Consider the following 15,951-nt stretch of genomic DNA (forward strand, 5'->3'; position numbering starts at 1 on the left):
GTTTCTCAATCCAGAAATTCGGGTTTCTGTTTGCTCATATGGGCGGCCATGGCCACGCGCAAGTCGGTGGATTGCAACATGGCGGCGTTCCAGGTGGCAACGTACTCCAGACCATCGTCGATACGGTGGTCGCGCATATAGCTGATCATTTCCTTGGTGCCGGTGACCGCGATCGGCGACTTGCCGGCGATGTCCCGAGCAATGTCCATCACGCCTTCGATCAGGCTGTCCTTGTCGCTGTAGACGCGGTTGACCAGCCCGATGCTGCGCGCCTCTTCGGCGCCAAAGGTGCGACCGGTGTAAGCCAGCTCCCGCAGCATGCCGTCACCGATGATCCGTGGCAACCGTTGCAAAGTGCCAACGTCAGCCGCCATGCCGATATCGATTTCCTTGATGGAGAATTGCGCGTCTTCGGCGGCGTAGCGCATGTCGCAGGCCGCGATCAGATCGATGGCGCCGCCCAGGCAATAACCCTGGATCGCCGCGAGCACCGGCTTGCGGCAATTGTCGACGGCATTGAACGAGGCTTGCAGGGTCAGGATCTTTTTGCGCAGCAGGCGCGCGTTGCGGCCGACGTCCTTGCCCAGTTCATTGGCCACGCCGGCCAGCATCATCAGGTCGATGCCCGAGGAAAAGTGTTTGCCGGCACCGCTGAGCACCACCACCCGCACTTCGTCGGTGTCGTCGATCCACTGGAACACCTCGACGATTTCGCTCCAGAACGCGGCGTTCATCGAGTTGATCTTTTCCGGACGGTTGATCTGCACATGGGCGATGTTGTCGGCCAGTTCGACGCTGAAGGCGGTGTATTGAGTCATGGCAGAAATCCTTTACCGGTCTGAAAATGAGGCCTGAACTATATCAAGGCCTCAGAACGGCGGTTCGGCCAAATGCAGGACTCTAGCCGCCCTTCACCGCCACGAACGCGGCAGTCTCGTAAGGCACGGTCATCACATCCCGGCCCCGCAGCTCGGGATCGGACGCGACCAACGCCCGCAGCTGCTCATCGATCCGGGCTCTCTCTGCATCCGGCAGCGCCGCGATGAAACTGGTGGAACGCACCCGGTTGAAAATCACATCCTCCGGCGAGCCCGTATGACCATGGTGAAAATGCTGGGCCTGCAACGGCCCGAACGCCGGGTGCGGAAACACCTTGCGCCAGGCGCCGGTGTAGTAGCGCGGCGTGTCACCTTCCTGAGCATTGACGATGGCATCGAGCTTCGGCACCCAGCCGACCTTGGTGTCGCGCAGGTTCCAGATCAGCCCGAGCTTGCCGCCGGGCTTGAGCACCCGGGCGATTTCGTCCAGTGCCTCGGTGCTGGCGAACCAGTGAAAGGCCTGGGCGCAGACCACGGCGTCCACCGAGGCATCGGGCAATGGCAAATCGGTCGCCATGGCGCTGACGGCCAGCACTTCCGGCCAATTGGCAGACAGTTTTTCCAGCATCTGCGCCACCGGCTCCACGGCAATCACCTGGGCACCGGTCGCCACCAGCCGTCCGGTGAACTTGCCGGTGCCGGCGCCGAGGTCGATAACAGTCTTGTGGCCATCCAGGTCCAGTGTTGTCGTCAGCCATTCGGTGACCGCCGGCGGGTAGTCCGGCCGGCCTTTGATGTACGTGTCGGCGGCGGTCTTGTAACCGGCGGCAGCCGAGTGGTGAACCTGATCTTTCATGGCGCGACTCCCAATGTGGAACGGCGGATCGACGACAGACGTCAGGAGCATAGCGCTCGGGTTTGCGCTTTCCTTGAATGGCACCTGACAAAGCAATGAATAAAACTTCACCTTGCGGTGTTCAACGTGAAACATGACCCACTATGGAGCCTTGCCCATGACTTTCCGTTCCGTTATGTTCGCCGCCCCGTTGCTGATGGCCGCGATGTTGTCCAGCCCTTTGGCCCTGGCCCACGGTGATGAAGACGAGCCGGTGCAGAAACCCAACTGCCCGAAAGGCCAGGTGCTCGATAGCAAGACGCAGAAATGCGTCAGACAGACCAGCAGCCTGGTGCCGGACGCCGACCGCACCGACTACGCCTATCGTCTGGCCAAGGACGGTCGATATGAAGAAGCCCTTGCCTTGCTCGACACCCTGAAACAACCGAACACCGCCAAGGCCCTCAACTATCGCGGTTACGCCACGCGCAAGCTGGGCCGAACCGACGAAGGCATCGGTTATTACCTGCAATCGGTCAAGCTTGATCCGCAGTACGCGCAAGTCCGCGAATACCTGGGCGAGGCCTATGTCATCAAGGGTCGCGTCGATCTGGCGCAGGAACAGTTGCAGCATATCCAGAAGATTTGCGGCACAACCTGCGAGGAATACCGGGACCTGGCCGAAGCCATCAACGATTCATCGAAAACCTGACACGACACGCGGAGGCGAACATTTTCAGCGATCAGGCATTCAGAGCCGAACTCGGACAACACCTGGCGCGCCTGTGGCGCTACGGCTTGCTGCTGTCGCGCAATCGGCACGTGGCCGAGGATCTGGTGCAAGCCACTTGCGTGCGGGCGCTTGAACGTTCAGGCCAGTACGTGGCCGGCACGCGCATGGATCGCTGGCTGCTGAGCATTCTGCATTCGATCTGGCTCAATGAAGTGCGCGCCCGCCGGGTGCGCCAGGGCCAGGGTGTGGTGGACGCCGACAGCCAACTGACGTTCGACGGCGAATACGCTGCGCAGACTCACGTGATGGCGGCGCAGGTGATCCGCCGCGTCGATGCGCTGCCGGAAACCCAGCGCGAAACGGTGTATCTCGCCTACGTCGAAGGCCTGTCCTATCGCGAAGTCGCCGAGATCCTGCAAGTGCCGATCGGCACGGTCATGAGTCGCCTCGCCACCGCACGCCTGAAACTGGCCGAATACCCGCCGCTGCAAGCGGTACCGAACACCCCCGCAGGAGACCGGCAATGAATACGCCTTCGGACGAGCAACTGGTGGCGTATCTGGACGATGAACTGGACCGCGAACAACGCAGCCAGCTCGACAACCTCATCGCCGACGATCCGCTGCTTAATCTGCGCGTGCAGTGGCTGAGCCGCAGCAACCTGCCCTATCGCGACGCCTACGACGAACTGGCCCGACAGGCACCGCTTGATCGCCTGCAAGCCCGACTGGATGCCGCGCCCTCCCCGCAACGGCCGGGTTTCAGCCGGCGCTGGTTCATCGGCGCGGCGGCAGCGGGCATGCTGTTCGCGGGTGTCGCGGCCGACCGTCTGTTCCTTGGCTGGCAAGCGCAGCAATCGCACAATTGGCGCGAGCTGGTGGGCGATTACATGGCGCTGTACGTACCGCAAACCCTTGAACATCTGGCCACCGACGAAGCCTCCGAGCTGGCGCAGTTGCGAACCGTCGACGCGCGGCTGGGCCTGAGCCTGTCGCCGACGAAACTGAAACTGCCCGGTGCGCAGTTCAAACGCGCGCAACTGCTTGAATACGACGGCGTGCCGATTGCACAGATGACCTGGCTCGACGCCACCCATGGCCCGCTGGCGCTGTGCGTCACGCGCTCCAACAGCGGCAGCCAGCCGCTGGCCCATGAACGCCGGCACGGGATGAACGTGGTGTACTGGACCGAACGCGAACACGCGTGGATGCTGATCGGGCATAACCCGGCCACCGAGCTGGAAGGTCTGGCAAAAATGTTTAAAGAGCGGCTGAGCACATGAGCCAGCCAGTCACTATGCTTGGCGAGTGATTATCCAGGGAGGAACCCTTACATGGCGATTTCACCGCGTACTGCATTGCTGGTCATCGACGTCCAGAACGACTTCACTCCCGGCGGCCAACTGGCCGTGCCCGAGGGTGACCAGATCGTCCTGCTGATCAACCGTCTCGCCGAGCAGTTCAAGCAAGTGGTCATTGCTCAGGACTGGCACCCGGCGGGTCATGCTTCATTTGCGTCAAGCCATCCCGGCCGTCAGCCCTACGACGTGATCCAACTGCCGTATGGCGAACAGACGCTCTGGCCGGATCACTGCATTCAGGGCACACACGGTGCCGAGTTTCACTCGGGTCTCAACCTGCCCCACGCGCAACTGATCATCCGCAAGGGCTGCAACCCGGACATCGACAGTTATTCGGCGTTTCTGGAAGCGGACCGTGCCACCACCACAGGACTGGCGGGTTATCTGAAGGAGCGCGGTGTCGACACGGTGTACATGGTCGGGCTGGCGCTGGATTTCTGCGTGATGTTCTCCGCGCTGGATGCGCGGGCGGCGGGGTTCAATACGTTTGTGGTGCTGGACGCCTGTCGGGCGATCGATATGAATGGATCACTGGCGTCGGCGATCGAGCGGATGCAGGTGGCCGGGGTCGGGTTGATTCAATCCACTGAATTGCTCTGATCTCCGATCGCTCCCGCGCCATGCGCGGGAGCGATCGAATCAAACCGGGGTCGGCAACCAAAGCCTGAACCGCGCTCCGCCCAACGGCGAACCTTCCACCGTCAACGTTCCGCCCTGCGCTTCCAGCGCCCGACGGCTGATCGCCAGTCCCAGGCCAAACCCGCCGGTCGCTCGGTCGCGGCTGCGATCCAGTCGATAGAACGGTTCGAAAATCCGCTCCCGCTCGTCTTCCGGGATACCGATGCCATCGTCATCCACCCAGATCTCACAGCCTTTCGGGCAGACCTGAACACCGATCTGAATACGTTTTTCGCAGTAACGCATGGCGTTGCGCAGCAGGTTCTGAATCGCGCGGGCGGTCAGGCGCGGGTCGAGGGAGAAGCGTTCCAGCTGGTTGTGCAGCAGCACGTCGATGACGATTTCCGGGGACTCCAGCTCTTCGTCGACGCTGCCCAGAATACTGTCGATAAACTCGTCCAGCGCCACCTCGACCTGTTCCGGCAAACGCGCCGGATTCTGCAGGCGACTGTAGGACAGCAACTCCAGCACCAACTCATCCAGTTCACGAATGTGCGCGACCAGACCTTGCAGGCGTTCGCGGCTGGCTTGCGGCAAATCATCGGACAACGCCAGCGCCAGGCCGAAGTCCAGACGGGTCAGCGGCGTACGCAATTCGTGAGACACCGCGTTGAGCAAATCACGCTGCTGGTTGAGCAGGTTTTCGATGTCGCCGGCCATGGTGTCGAACACCGTGGCCAGACTGCCGATGTTCGAACTCGAGCCGATTTGCGTACGTTCGCTCAAGTGGCCTTTACCGAAGCGTTCGGCGGTGCCCTTCAGGCGTTCAAGATCACGCCAGTGCGGCCGCAGCCACAGCAACAGGCACGCCAGCAAACTCGCGCCGATCAGGACGTTGATGCTCCAGTACAACAGATTCACGTCCATCGGGTCCGGCGGCACCACCATTTGCACGGCCACCTGGTCGTTCAGCGGCGTCACCGCCAGCGTGCGCCAGCCCCAGTCGCCGATGCGCACCACGTTTTCGCCACGACGCAGGCGTTCCTGCTCGATCGGGGTGAAATCGGCGTTATCGATGCGGGCGAGGACGATGTGCAGCGGCTGGAAATCCTTGTCCATCGACGCCGCGACCGCCGGCCACTGATCCTGCGGCACCGCGCGAAACTGCTTGGTGATCAGCGATTGCAGGCCACGGGAATAATCGAGGTTGTAGGTGACGAACCGATCCCTGAACGCCATCACCACCAGATCCGGCACCAGATAGATCGCCGCGCTGTAGGAAACGATCGTCACCAGATAGAGGCGAAACAGGATTCTGAACATCGACTCAGCATTCCCACTCGGAACGGCTGAACAGATAACCCTTGCCCCACACGGTCTTGATCTTGCGCGCTTCGCCCGCGTGGTCGTCGAACTTGCGCCGCAATTTGGAAATCGCCACATCCACCGAGCGGTCGGTGCCGTTGAACTCTATGCCGCGCAGGCGTTGCAGGATCTGGTCGCGGCTCAGCACTTCACCGGCGTGACGGGCCAGCACCACCAGCAGGTTGTATTCGCCGCTGGACAGCTCGACCGGTTGTTCGCGCCAGGTCACAGTGCGCTCCGACAGGTCGATGCACAGGTTGCCCATCAGGATCCGGTCGTTGGCGGTCATCGGTTCGCCAAGGCTGCTGCGGCGCAGCAAGGTGCGTACCCGCGCCAGCAAAACCCTTGGCTCACAGGGCTTGGTGACGTAATCGTCGGCACCCATTTCCAGGCCCAGTACCTGATCGTGGCTGTCGTCGCGGGCCGTGAGCATCAGGATCGGCAGCGTTGCCGAGTCGGCGCGCAGCAATCGACAGACCTGCAAACCGTCGAGGCCCGGCAGCATCAGATCGAGAATCACCAGGTCCGGCGGATTGAGCCGCGCCCGTTCGCGCACATGGTCGCCACGACCGATCACGCTGACGGAGTAACCGTTGCGTTCCAGGTAGCTGGAAATCAGTTCGGCGAGGGCGGTGTCGTCTTCGACCAGGAGGATGTTGGGCATTGATGATCCAGAAAGTGCTGTGGCGACTGGCAGGGGCTCTTCGCGGGCTTGCCCGCGAAGGCTGCATATCTGTCGCAATAAATTTCAAGGCGTAAAGGATATACGCCCTCACTCGTCCCTGAGCAAAACCCTTACACAATTTCACACAGCACCTACAAAGCTTCACCGCTACCTTCGGTGCCTGGCCGTAGGATGCGCACATCAATATTGGGGGTTGTACATGTCGAAGAATCTGCTGGCCGGGCTCGGCCTGATCGCATTGGCGCTGGCGCTGAGTGCCTGTGGTAAATCCTCAAGCACTGAAGAACAGGCGCCACCGGCCACCGTGCGGGTCGAAACTCTTGAGGCACGCCCCCTGTCGATCAGCAGCGAACTGAGCGGGCGCATTGCCGCGCCGCGCATTGCCGAAGTCCGCGCCCGGGTGGCCGGCGTCGTGCTGCAACGTACCTACCGCGAAGGCAGCGACGTGAAAAAGGGCGACGTGCTGTTCCGCATCGATCCGGCGCCATTCAAGGCTGACCTGGACAGCGCCGAAGCTGCCCTGCGCAAAGCCGAAGCCAATGCGTTCCAGGCAAAACTGCAGGAACAGCGCTACGCCCAGTTGATCGATGACAAGGCCATCAGCGCTCAGGACTACGACAACGCCCGCGCCAACGCCCGGCAGACCGCCGCCGACGTCGCCGCCAACAAGGCTGCCGTGGAACGAGCGAAGCTGAACCTCGGTTACGCCACCGTCACCGCGCCGATCTCCGGACGCGTCGGCCGTGCGCTGGTGACCGAAGGCGCACTGGTCGGCCAGAACGAAACCACGCCCATGGCGCTGATCCAGCAACTGAATCCGATCCACGCCGACCTCACCCAGTCGACCCGTGAATTGAATGAGCTGCGCCGTGCCTTCCGTTCCGGCCAGTTGCAACAGGTCGGCCAGGATCAGGTCAAGGCCACGCTGATCCAGGACGACGGCAGCCTCTATCCGCTGCCGGGCAAGTTGCTGTTCAGCGATATCACGGTCGATCCGGGCACCGGTCAGATTATTTTGCGTAGCGAGTTCCCCAACCCGGACCTGGACCTGTTGCCCGGCAGCTACGTTCGCGTGCGTCTTGAACAAGGCGTGATTCAGCACGGCCTCACCGTTCCCCAGCGCGCAGTACAACGTGACAGCGCCGGTGTAGCGCAGGTCCTGACCGTCGACGACCAGATGCGCGTGGCCCAGCAGCCAGTGCAGCTCGGCGCGGTGCAGAACGACCGCTGGATCGTCACCGGTGGCCTCAAGCCCGGCGACCGCATTGTCATCGAAGGCCTGCAGCACGCCCGTCCGGGCGAAGTGGTGCAGATCGACGACACCCCTCTTCCACTTGCCCAGACCTCTGGTCAGTAAGCAGGACGCTCTTCTATGCCGCAGTTCTTTATCGACCGTCCGGTGTTCGCCTGGGTCGTCGCGTTGTTCATCCTGTTGGCCGGTGCGCTGGCCATCCCGCAATTGCCGGTGGCGCAATACCCCGACGTCGCACCGCCGCAGATCGAAATCTATGCCGTATACCCGGGTGCCTCGGCGCAGACCGTCGACGAGAGCGTGGTCAGCCTGATCGAGGAAGAGCTCAACGGCGCCGATCACCTGCTGTATTTCGAATCGCAGAGCAGCCTCGGCAGCGCCACGATCAAAGCCACGTTCCAGCCGGGCACCAACCCGGAACTGGCGCAGGTTGATGTGCAGAACCGCCTCAAGGTGGTCGAGTCGCGTCTGCCGCAAGCGGTCAACCAGCAAGGCTTGCAGGTGGAGAAAGTCTCCGCCGGTTTCCTGCTGCTGATCACCCTGACTTCCAGCGACGGCAAACTCGACGACGTAGCGCTCAGCGATTACCTGGCGCGCAACGTGATGAACGAGATCAAGCGCATCGACGGCGTCGGTAAAGCCCAGTTGTATGGCGCCGAACGGGCGATGCGGATCTGGGTTGATCCGCAGAAGCTGATCGGTTTCAACCTGACGCCGGCCGACGTCAACGCCGCCATCGTCGCGCAGAACGCTCAAGTATCGGCGGGCAGCATTGGCGATCTGCCAAACCCGAGCACCCAGGAAATCACCGCGACAATTCTGGTCAAGGGTCAATTGTCGACGCCGGAAGAATTTGCCGACATCGTGCTCAAGGCCAATCCGGACGGCTCCACCGTGCGCATCAAGGATGTGGCGCGGGTCGAGATCGGCAGCCAGGAATACCAGTTCGGCACCCGTCTGAACGGCAAGCCGTCCACCGCCGTCGGTGTGCAACTGGCGCCGGGCGCCAACGCCCTCAGCACCGCCACTTTGATCCGGGCGAAGATGGATGAACTGTCGCGCTACTTCCCGGCGGGCGTGGAATACAAGATCCCCTACGACACTTCGCCGTTCGTGAAGGTCTCGATCACCAAAGTGGTCTACACCCTCGGCGAGGCGATGCTGCTGGTGTTTGCGGTGATGTTCCTTTTCCTGCAGAACATCCGCTACACCCTGATCCCGACGCTGGTGGTGCCGGTGGCGCTGATGGGCACCTTCGCGACGATGCTGGCGCTGGGTTTCTCGATCAACGTGCTGACCATGTTCGGCATGGTGTTGGCCATCGGCATTCTGGTGGACGACGCCATCGTGGTGGTGGAGAACGTCGAACGGATCATGGCCACTGAAGGTCTGTCACCGAAAGAAGCGACGCGCAAGGCAATGACCCAGATCACCGGGGCGATCATCGGCATCACGCTGGTGCTGGTGGCGGTGTTCATTCCGATGGCGTTCATGCAAGGTTCGGTGGGCGTCATTTACCGACAGTTCTCGCTGTCGATGGCCACTTCGATCCTGTTCTCGGCCTTCCTTGCCCTGACCTTGACCCCGGCACTGTGCGCAACGCTGCTCAAGCCGATCGCCAAGGGCGAACATCACGAGAAAACCGGGTTCTTCGGCTGGTTCAACCGCCGCTTCGAGCAACTGACCGATCGCTATCAGGGCTGGGTCGGTTACGCGCTGAAACGCACCGGTCGTTATCTGCTGATCTACGTTGTGTTGCTGGTGGGTCTGGGCCTGTGCTTCGCGCGCCTGCCCTCCTCGTTCCTGCCGGTCGAGGATCAGGGTTACACCATCACCGACATTCAACTGCCACCCGGTGCGAGCAAGAACCGCACGGTGCAGGTGGTCGAGCAGATCGAAGCGCACAACGCCGGCGAACCGGGCGTGGGCGACAGCACCGTGATTCTCGGTTTCAGTTTCTCCGGCAGCGGGCAGAACGCCGCACTGGCGTTCACCACGCTCAAGGACTGGTCGCAGCGTGGTCACGACGACTCGGCGAGCTCGATTGCCGACCGCGCCAACATTGCCCTCAGCCAGATCAAGGACGCCGTGGCCTTCGCCGTACTGCCACCGCCCGTGGATGGTCTGGGTACGTCCAGCGGTTTCGAGTTCCGCTTGCAGGATCGCGGTGGCCTTGGTCATGCGACCTTGATGGAGGCGCGCACCCAGCTGCTGGCCGCCGCCGAGAAAAGCCCGATCCTGATGAACGTGCGCGAAAGCGCGTTGGCCGAAGCACCGCAAGTGCAGCTGGAAGTGGACCGCAAGCAGGCCAATGCCCTGGGAGTTTCGTTCGCTGACGTCGGCAACGTGCTGTCCACTGCCATCGGCTCCTCGTACGTCAACGACTTCCCCAATCAGGGGCGGATGCAACGCGTTGTCGTGCAGGCTGAAGGCGATCGCCGCAGTCAGGTCGATGACCTGCTGAGAATGCACGTGCGCAACGACGCCGGAAAAATGGTGCCGCTGTCGGCCTTCGTGAGAGCCACATGGACTCAAGGCCCGGCGCAGCTGACCCGCTACAACGGCTACCCGGCGATCTCGATTTCCGGCGAGCCGAAACCCGGCCACAGCACCGGCGAAGCCATGGCGGAAATCGAACGGCTCGTTGCCCAAGGCCCGAAAGGTCTGGGCCAGGAATGGACCGGCCTGTCGTTGCAGGAACGTTTGTCCGGCAGTCAGGCGCCGATTCTGCTGGGTCTGTCGCTGTTGATCGTGTTCCTGTGCCTGGCGGCGTTGTATGAGAGCTGGTCGATTCCGACTTCCGTGCTGCTCGTTGTGCCGCTCGGTGTACTCGGCGCGGTGCTGGCAGTGACCCTGCGCGGGATGCCCAACGATGTTTTCTTCAAGGTCGGCCTGATCACCATCATCGGCCTGTCGGCGAAAAACGCGATCCTGATCATCGAGTTTGCCAAGAGTCTGTATGACGAAGGTCACGATCTGATTGATGCCACGTTGCAAGCCGCTCGCCTGCGGTTGCGGCCGATTGTCATGACGTCGCTGGCGTTCATTCTGGGTGTGGTGCCGCTGGCGATTGCCACGGGCGCGAGTTCGGCAAGTCAGCAGGCGATTGGTACCGGGGTGATTGGCGGGATGATTACGGCCACTTTGGCGGTGATTTTTGTGCCGGTGTTTTTCGTTGTCGTGATCAAGCTTGTGCGCAGGTTTGCCAAGCCTGATTGATCGAGCGCTCCCGGCGCGGTGGCCACAGGTCGCCGCGCTGGGCTAAGGTGTCTGAACCACCCTGGCCCATCGAGTCCCCATGCGCTTCCTCGCCCGAACCCACCCTCGCCTCTCCGCCGCCGCCCTGTTCGGCCTTGCCGTCGGCCTGCTGGTACCCGCCGATTCCGTCATCAGTAAAATCCTCATCGGCTGGAATGCCGGGGTCTGGACTTATCTGGCGCTGATGCTCTGGCTTACTGCCCGATCCAAGGCGCCGGACGTCAAGCAGATCGCCGTCATCGAAGACGAAAACGCCGGGCTGGTGCTGTTCGTGGTGTGTATCGCGGCGCTGGCCAGCCTGGCGGCCATCACGATTGAACTGGCCGGCAGCAAGGACCTGGAAACCACCCGCAAACTGCTGCACTACGGCTTTACCGCACTGACGGTCATCGGCTCATGGCTGCTGATCGGGGTGATTTTCTGCGTCCACTACGCCCGGCTGTTTTACACCTGGGACGGCAAGGAACCGGCGCTGCGCTTTTCCGAAGGCCTGACGACGCCCAATTACTGGGACTTCCTGTACTTTTCGTTCACCATCGGCGTGGCGGTACAGACCGCTGATGTCGGGGTGGCGACGCGCGAGATACGCAAGATCGTGCTGGCACAGTCGCTGATCGGGTTTGTGTTCAACACCGCCATCCTCGGGTTTTCGATCAACATCGCAGCCGGGTTGTTCGGCTGACGTCCCCAATTCCCGACTGAGCGCCATTTGTCGGTGTCTTACGATTTTCTCCCGATCATTTACTTGACGATCGAATCGCTTCTGGTGTTTCCTGAAACCGGTTTCAGATCCTGATACAGCGATCTGACCTGACAAATCCAATAATAAGGTTTCAGACCGTGAACGATTTCTCCGCCGCCCAGCGCAGCCGCGTGACCATGCTCGACGTCGCCGAACACGCTGGCGTGTCCAAGGCTAGCGTCTCGCGCTTCATCGGCGACGACCGCGCCCTGCTCTCCGATGCCATTGCCCAGCGCATCGAGCAGGCGATTACCGAACTCGGCTATCGTCCCAATCAGATGGCCCGAGGCTTGAAGCGCGGCCGCACCCGCCTGATCGGCATGCTGGTGGCCGATATCCGCAACCCCTATTCGATTGCCGTGATGCACGGGGTGGAAACCGCCTGCCGCCGACACGGTTACAGCCTGGTGGTGTGCAACACCGATCGCGATGACGAGCAGGAACGCCAGCACCTGGCGCTGCTGCGCTCGTACAACATCGAAGGGCTGATCGTGAACACTCTCGGTCATCACCGGGATGAACTGGATGAGTTGAAGCGGGAAATGCCGCTGGTGCTGGTGGATCGCAAGGTCGACGGGCTCGACAGCGACATGGTCGGGTTGAACAACCCGCAAGCCATCGAGATGGCGCTCGAACATCTTCAGCAGCGTGGCTATCACGATGTGTTGCTGGTGACTGAACCCTACGACGGCACCAGTTCGCGGATCGAGCGGGTCAGCAGTTTTCAGCAACAGATTGGCCAGCGCCAACGCATGAACGGCGCGGTACTGGAAACCGGTTCAAGCCTTGCGAACGATCTTCAAACCTTTTTGAACACACCTGATAACGGCCCAAAGGCCCTGTTCTGCGCCAATGGCGTGGCGGCGCTGGCTTGCACTCTGGCCTTGCGCGAGATTGGCTGCCGGCTGTTCGAGGATATCGGGCTGATCGCGCTGGATGATCTGGATTGGTATCCGCTGGTAGGCAGCGGGATCACCGCCCTCGCCCAGCCAACCGCCGAGATTGGGGCGCAGGCATTTGAATGCTTGCTCAAGCGTTTACGTGGGAATGATGAGGCGGCGCGAACCGTGGATTTTGCGCCGGTCCTGGTCGAGCGTGGTTCGACGCGCAGTAAGGCGGAATAAGGCCCTTCGGGGCCACCCATTTTTTTTGAACAAAAATGAAACCGGTTTCAGAGGTAAATAACAATGAATAAACCCGACGTTTCCATCAGTCTTTCCAGCTACGGCGCTGACCTCGTCCGACGCCATGGCCAGGCTTCGTTCATCGAAGTGCTGGCCGCTGCGGGCGCCAATCGCATCGAATGGCGCGAAGAGCTGCTGACCAACGAAGCCCCCGAACAGCTCGCCGCCGCAACACAAGCCGAAGGCCTGCAAAGCATTTACTCCTCGCCCACCGAACTGTGGCTGGCCGGCCAGTCGCGCCCCAATCCCGAACTCATCACCGCGTTGCAAAACGCCGAAGCGTTCGGTTCGAAGTGGCTGAAAGTGTCGCTGGGCTTCTTCACCGACAACAACGATCTGCAGACGCTGGCGCAAATCCTTGCGCAAAGTCCGGTGCAACTGCTGGTGGAGAACGATCAGACCTTGCATGGCGGTCGCATCGAACCGTTCCAGCGCTTCTTCGCCGCCGTCGAGCAACACAACCTGCCGATCAAAATGACCTTCGATATCGGCAACTGGCAGTGGCAAGACCAGTCCGCCAGCAGCGCCGCACGGTTGTTGGGCCGTCACGTCGGCTATGTGCATTGCAAAGCCGTGGCCCGCCGTGCCGACGGCAAACTGGTAGCGGTGCCTCCGGCCGCCACTGACCTGCATCTGTGGGAACAACTGCTGCGGCACATGGCCCAAGGCGTTATGCGCGCCGCCGAATACCCGTTGCAGGGCGATGACCTGGTGCAACTCACTACCGAACACGTCGCCGCCCTCGCCCGCCTCGGCCAGTCCCGCCTGGAGCCTGCTCATGTCTGAGATCGATATTCTGTCGTTCGGCGAAACCATGGCCATGTTTGTCGCCGAACAGAGCGGCGATCTGGCCTGCGTCGACCAGTTTCACAAACGGATTGCCGGGGCCGACAGCAATGTGGCCATCGGCTTGTCTCGACTGGGTTTCAACGTTGCGTGGCTGAGCCGGGTCGGCGCCGATTCGCTGGGCCGGTTCGTGGTCGAAACCCTGCACGGAGAGGGTCTGGATTGCAGCCACGTTGAAGTCGATCCAGCACACCCGACCGGTTTCCAGCTCAAATCCCGCAACGATGACGGCAGCGATCCGACGGTCGAGTATTTCCGTCGAGGCTCGGCGGCCAGTCACCTGTCGCCGAAGTCGATCAACCCAACGCTGCTCGGCGCCCGGCATCTGCACGCCACCGGCATTCCACCGGCGCTGTCCGCATCGGCACGGGAAATGTCCCATGAACTGATGACCCGCATGCGCAACGCCGGGCGCAGCGTGTCGTTCGACCCGAACCTGCGCCCGAGCCTGTGGGCCAGCGAACGGGAGATGATCACCGAGATCAACCGCCTCGCCGCCCTCGCCCACTGGGTGTTGCCAGGGTTGAGCGAAGGCCGGTTGCTGACCGGGTTTGAGGACCCGGCGGACATTGCGGCGTTTTATCTCGATCAGGGTGCCGAAGCCGTGGCGATCAAGCTCGGGCCGCAGGGTGCGTATTACCGCACGCATCTGGATCAGGGGTTTGTCGCCGGTGTGCCGGTTGAAACCGTGGTCGATACGGTTGGCGCCGGGGATGGATTTGCGGTGGGGATGATCAGTGCCCTGCTGGAGCACCTGAGTTTTCCCGAAGCCGTCAGACGCGCCAACTGGATTGGCAGCCGGGCGGTGCAGAGCCGAGGTGACATGGAGGGTTTGCCGACCCGATCCGAACTCACCGCTGATCGTTCCCACGCTGCGGCGTGAGCACACGCAACAACCAATCTATTGAACCTGCTGCGACAAAAACAACAAGCTCAGGAGCAAGACCATGAAAACCGCAACCCTCGCCACCCGCCGCTGGTGGTACATCATGCCGATCGTGTTCATCACCTATAGCCTGGCGTACCTGGACCGTGCCAATTACGGTTTCGCCGCTGCGTCCGGAATGGCTGCCGACCTGATGATCACTCCGGGCCTGTCCTCGCTGCTCGGCGCGCTGTTCTTCCTCGGTTACTTTTTCTTCCAGGTGCCCGGCGCGATCTACGCGCAAAAGCACAGCGTGAAGAAACTGATCTTCGTCAGCCTGATCCTCTGGGGCGGGCTCGCCACGCTGACCGGTGTGGTCTCCAACGCCTATTGGCTGATCGTCATCCGCTTCATGCTCGGCGTGGTCGAAGCGGCGGTGATGCCGGCGATGCTGGTCTACCTCTGCCACTGGTTCACCCGCGCCGAACGCTCGCGGGCCAACACCTTCCTGATCCTCGGCAACCCGGTAACCATGCTGTGGATGTCGGTAGTTTCGGGCTATCTGGTGCAGCATTTCAGCTGGCGCTGGATGTTCATCATCGAAGGGTTGCCGGCGGTGCTTTGGGCATTCATCTGGTGGAAGCTCGCCGATGATCGTCCGGCTCAGGCCAAGTGGCTGAGCGACCGGGAAAAGCACGATCTGGAAAGCGCCCTCGCCGCCGAACAGGTCGGGATCAAAGCCGTGAAGAACTACGCCGAAGCCTTCCGTTCGCCGAAGGTGATCATCCTGGCGCTGCAATTCTTCTGCTGGAGCATCGGCGTCTACGGCTTCGTGTTGTGGCTGCCGTCGATCCTCAAGGCCGGTGCGCAGATGGACATGATCGAGGCCGGCTGGCTGTCGGCATTGCCGTATCTGGCGGCGGTGATCGGCATGCTGCTGGTGTCGTGGGGCTCGGACAAACTGCAGAAGCGTAAACGCTTCGTCTGGCCGCCGCTGCTGATTGCCTCGGTGGCGTTCTATGGTTCCTACGCTTTGGGCGCGGAGCATTTCTGGTGGTCGTACACGCTGCTGGTGATCGCCGGCGCCTGTATGTACGCGCCTTACGGGCCGTTCTTTGCCATCGTCCCGGAGATCCTGCCAGCCAACGTTGCCGGTGGTGCCATGGCGCTGATCAACAGCATGGGCGCCCTCGGTTCGTTCGGCGGTTCGTATCTGGTCGGCTACCTGAACAGCTCCACCGGTTCGCCCGGCGCTTCGTACCTGTTGATGAGCGGCGCGCTGATGCTCTCGGTGGTGCTGACGATTTTTCTCAAGCCCGGCGCCAGCGACCGGGTTACGGCCAAGCGTGTCGCAACGCGCCCGCTGCCGGCCCATTCCTGAATTGACAGA

The 15,951-nt window shown here is 61.8% G+C and carries 15 protein-coding genes; 11 read left to right on the forward strand and 4 right to left on the reverse strand.

What is annotated here, in order from left to right; genetic code table 11:
- Nucleotides 1-5: 5 nt before the first annotated feature.
- Complete coding sequence (locus tag AC1RMX_RS06170; RefSeq protein ID WP_085709995.1) at nucleotides 6-818, reverse strand: crotonase/enoyl-CoA hydratase family protein; 813 nt, start codon at nucleotides 816-818, stop codon at nucleotides 6-8.
- Nucleotides 819-900: 82 nt separating this feature from the next.
- Nucleotides 901-1,674, reverse strand: coding sequence for a class I SAM-dependent methyltransferase (locus AC1RMX_RS06175; protein WP_096821608.1), 774 nt, complete (start codon nucleotides 1,672-1,674; stop codon nucleotides 901-903).
- Nucleotides 1,675-1,831: 157 nt separating this feature from the next.
- Here AC1RMX_RS06175 and AC1RMX_RS06180 point away from each other — a divergent pair, with 157 nt between their 5' ends.
- From AC1RMX_RS06180 to pncA, 4 genes are all read left to right on the forward strand, one after another.
- Complete coding sequence (locus AC1RMX_RS06180) at nucleotides 1,832-2,365, forward strand: tetratricopeptide repeat protein (RefSeq protein ID WP_096821494.1); 534 nt, start codon at nucleotides 1,832-1,834, stop codon at nucleotides 2,363-2,365.
- A 62-nt stretch (nucleotides 2,366-2,427) separates the two neighbouring features.
- The gene (locus AC1RMX_RS06185; RefSeq protein ID WP_141401792.1) at nucleotides 2,428-2,913 is read left to right on the forward strand and encodes an RNA polymerase sigma factor; all 486 of its coding nucleotides are present in this window, start codon (nucleotides 2,428-2,430) and stop codon (nucleotides 2,911-2,913) included.
- Nucleotides 2,910-3,668, forward strand: coding sequence for an anti-sigma factor family protein (locus tag AC1RMX_RS06190; RefSeq protein WP_493071049.1), 759 nt, complete (start codon nucleotides 2,910-2,912; stop codon nucleotides 3,666-3,668). Before AC1RMX_RS06185 ends, AC1RMX_RS06190 begins: the two co-directional genes overlap by 4 nt.
- 51 nt (nucleotides 3,669-3,719) lie before the next feature.
- Nucleotides 3,720-4,346 (forward strand): bifunctional nicotinamidase/pyrazinamidase, encoded by a 627-nt coding sequence (gene pncA / locus AC1RMX_RS06195; RefSeq protein WP_096821496.1) that lies wholly within the window; start codon nucleotides 3,720-3,722, stop codon nucleotides 4,344-4,346.
- 39 nt (nucleotides 4,347-4,385) lie between these two features.
- Here pncA and AC1RMX_RS06200 read toward each other — a convergent pair whose 3' ends face one another.
- Together AC1RMX_RS06200 and AC1RMX_RS06205 are read right to left on the reverse strand one after the other, a co-directional pair.
- Complete coding sequence (locus AC1RMX_RS06200; protein WP_493071051.1) at nucleotides 4,386-5,687, reverse strand: ATP-binding protein; 1,302 nt, start codon at nucleotides 5,685-5,687, stop codon at nucleotides 4,386-4,388.
- A 4-nt stretch (nucleotides 5,688-5,691) separates the two neighbouring features.
- The gene (locus AC1RMX_RS06205; protein ID WP_007960391.1) at nucleotides 5,692-6,393 is read right to left on the reverse strand and encodes a response regulator; all 702 of its coding nucleotides are present in this window, start codon (nucleotides 6,391-6,393) and stop codon (nucleotides 5,692-5,694) included.
- Nucleotides 6,394-6,613: 220 nt separating this feature from the next.
- Between AC1RMX_RS06205 and AC1RMX_RS06210 the strand changes: the two genes are divergently transcribed.
- The 7 genes from AC1RMX_RS06210 to AC1RMX_RS06240 all read left to right on the forward strand — a co-directional run bounded on the left by AC1RMX_RS06210 (nucleotide 6,614) and on the right by AC1RMX_RS06240 (nucleotide 15,942).
- Complete coding sequence (locus tag AC1RMX_RS06210; RefSeq protein WP_493071052.1) at nucleotides 6,614-7,771, forward strand: efflux RND transporter periplasmic adaptor subunit; 1,158 nt, start codon at nucleotides 6,614-6,616, stop codon at nucleotides 7,769-7,771.
- Between the two features lie 15 nt (nucleotides 7,772-7,786).
- Nucleotides 7,787-10,885: a multidrug efflux RND transporter permease subunit gene (locus AC1RMX_RS06215; protein WP_493064884.1), complete on the forward strand. Its 3,099-nt coding sequence runs from the start codon at nucleotides 7,787-7,789 to the stop codon at nucleotides 10,883-10,885.
- 79 nt (nucleotides 10,886-10,964) lie between these two features.
- Complete coding sequence (locus AC1RMX_RS06220; protein ID WP_096821500.1) at nucleotides 10,965-11,606, forward strand: DUF1345 domain-containing protein; 642 nt, start codon at nucleotides 10,965-10,967, stop codon at nucleotides 11,604-11,606.
- A gap of 158 nt (nucleotides 11,607-11,764) precedes the next feature.
- On the forward strand, nucleotides 11,765-12,790 hold the full coding sequence (locus AC1RMX_RS06225) for a LacI family DNA-binding transcriptional regulator (protein WP_493071054.1): 1,026 nt from the start codon (nucleotides 11,765-11,767) through the stop codon (nucleotides 12,788-12,790).
- 63 nt (nucleotides 12,791-12,853) lie between these two features.
- Nucleotides 12,854-13,636, forward strand: coding sequence for a sugar phosphate isomerase/epimerase family protein (locus tag AC1RMX_RS06230; protein ID WP_493071056.1), 783 nt, complete (start codon nucleotides 12,854-12,856; stop codon nucleotides 13,634-13,636).
- Complete coding sequence (locus AC1RMX_RS06235) at nucleotides 13,629-14,579, forward strand: sugar kinase (RefSeq protein ID WP_493071058.1); 951 nt, start codon at nucleotides 13,629-13,631, stop codon at nucleotides 14,577-14,579. The genes AC1RMX_RS06230 and AC1RMX_RS06235 overlap by 8 nt, the downstream gene beginning before the upstream one ends.
- A 64-nt stretch (nucleotides 14,580-14,643) precedes the next feature.
- Nucleotides 14,644-15,942, forward strand: a complete 1,299-nt coding sequence (locus tag AC1RMX_RS06240; RefSeq protein ID WP_096821504.1) for an MFS transporter — start codon at nucleotides 14,644-14,646, stop codon at nucleotides 15,940-15,942.
- The last annotated feature ends 9 nt before the right edge of the window (nucleotides 15,943-15,951 follow it).

The organism is Pseudomonas sp. GW822-FHT03F04 (assembly GCF_058801405.1).

Coding starts and splice junctions, on each gene's coding strand:
- AC1RMX_RS06170 (WP_085709995.1), bottom strand. CDS start 818: ATGACTCAATACACCGCCTTCAGCGTCGAACTGGCCGACAACATCGCC.
- AC1RMX_RS06175 (WP_096821608.1), bottom strand. CDS start 1,674: ATGAAAGATCAGGTTCACCACTCGGCTGCCGCCGGTTACAAGACCGCC.
- AC1RMX_RS06180 (WP_096821494.1), top strand. CDS start 1,832: ATGACTTTCCGTTCCGTTATGTTCGCCGCCCCGTTGCTGATGGCCGCG.
- AC1RMX_RS06190 (WP_493071049.1), top strand. CDS start 2,910: ATGAATACGCCTTCGGACGAGCAACTGGTGGCGTATCTGGACGATGAA.
- pncA (WP_096821496.1), top strand. CDS start 3,720: ATGGCGATTTCACCGCGTACTGCATTGCTGGTCATCGACGTCCAGAAC.
- AC1RMX_RS06200 (WP_493071051.1), bottom strand. CDS start 5,687: ATGTTCAGAATCCTGTTTCGCCTCTATCTGGTGACGATCGTTTCCTAC.
- AC1RMX_RS06205 (WP_007960391.1), bottom strand. CDS start 6,393: ATGCCCAACATCCTCCTGGTCGAAGACGACACCGCCCTCGCCGAACTG.
- AC1RMX_RS06210 (WP_493071052.1), top strand. CDS start 6,614: ATGTCGAAGAATCTGCTGGCCGGGCTCGGCCTGATCGCATTGGCGCTG.
- AC1RMX_RS06215 (WP_493064884.1), top strand. CDS start 7,787: ATGCCGCAGTTCTTTATCGACCGTCCGGTGTTCGCCTGGGTCGTCGCG.
- AC1RMX_RS06220 (WP_096821500.1), top strand. CDS start 10,965: ATGCGCTTCCTCGCCCGAACCCACCCTCGCCTCTCCGCCGCCGCCCTG.
- AC1RMX_RS06230 (WP_493071056.1), top strand. CDS start 12,854: ATGAATAAACCCGACGTTTCCATCAGTCTTTCCAGCTACGGCGCTGAC.
- AC1RMX_RS06235 (WP_493071058.1), top strand. CDS start 13,629: ATGTCTGAGATCGATATTCTGTCGTTCGGCGAAACCATGGCCATGTTT.
- AC1RMX_RS06240 (WP_096821504.1), top strand. CDS start 14,644: ATGAAAACCGCAACCCTCGCCACCCGCCGCTGGTGGTACATCATGCCG.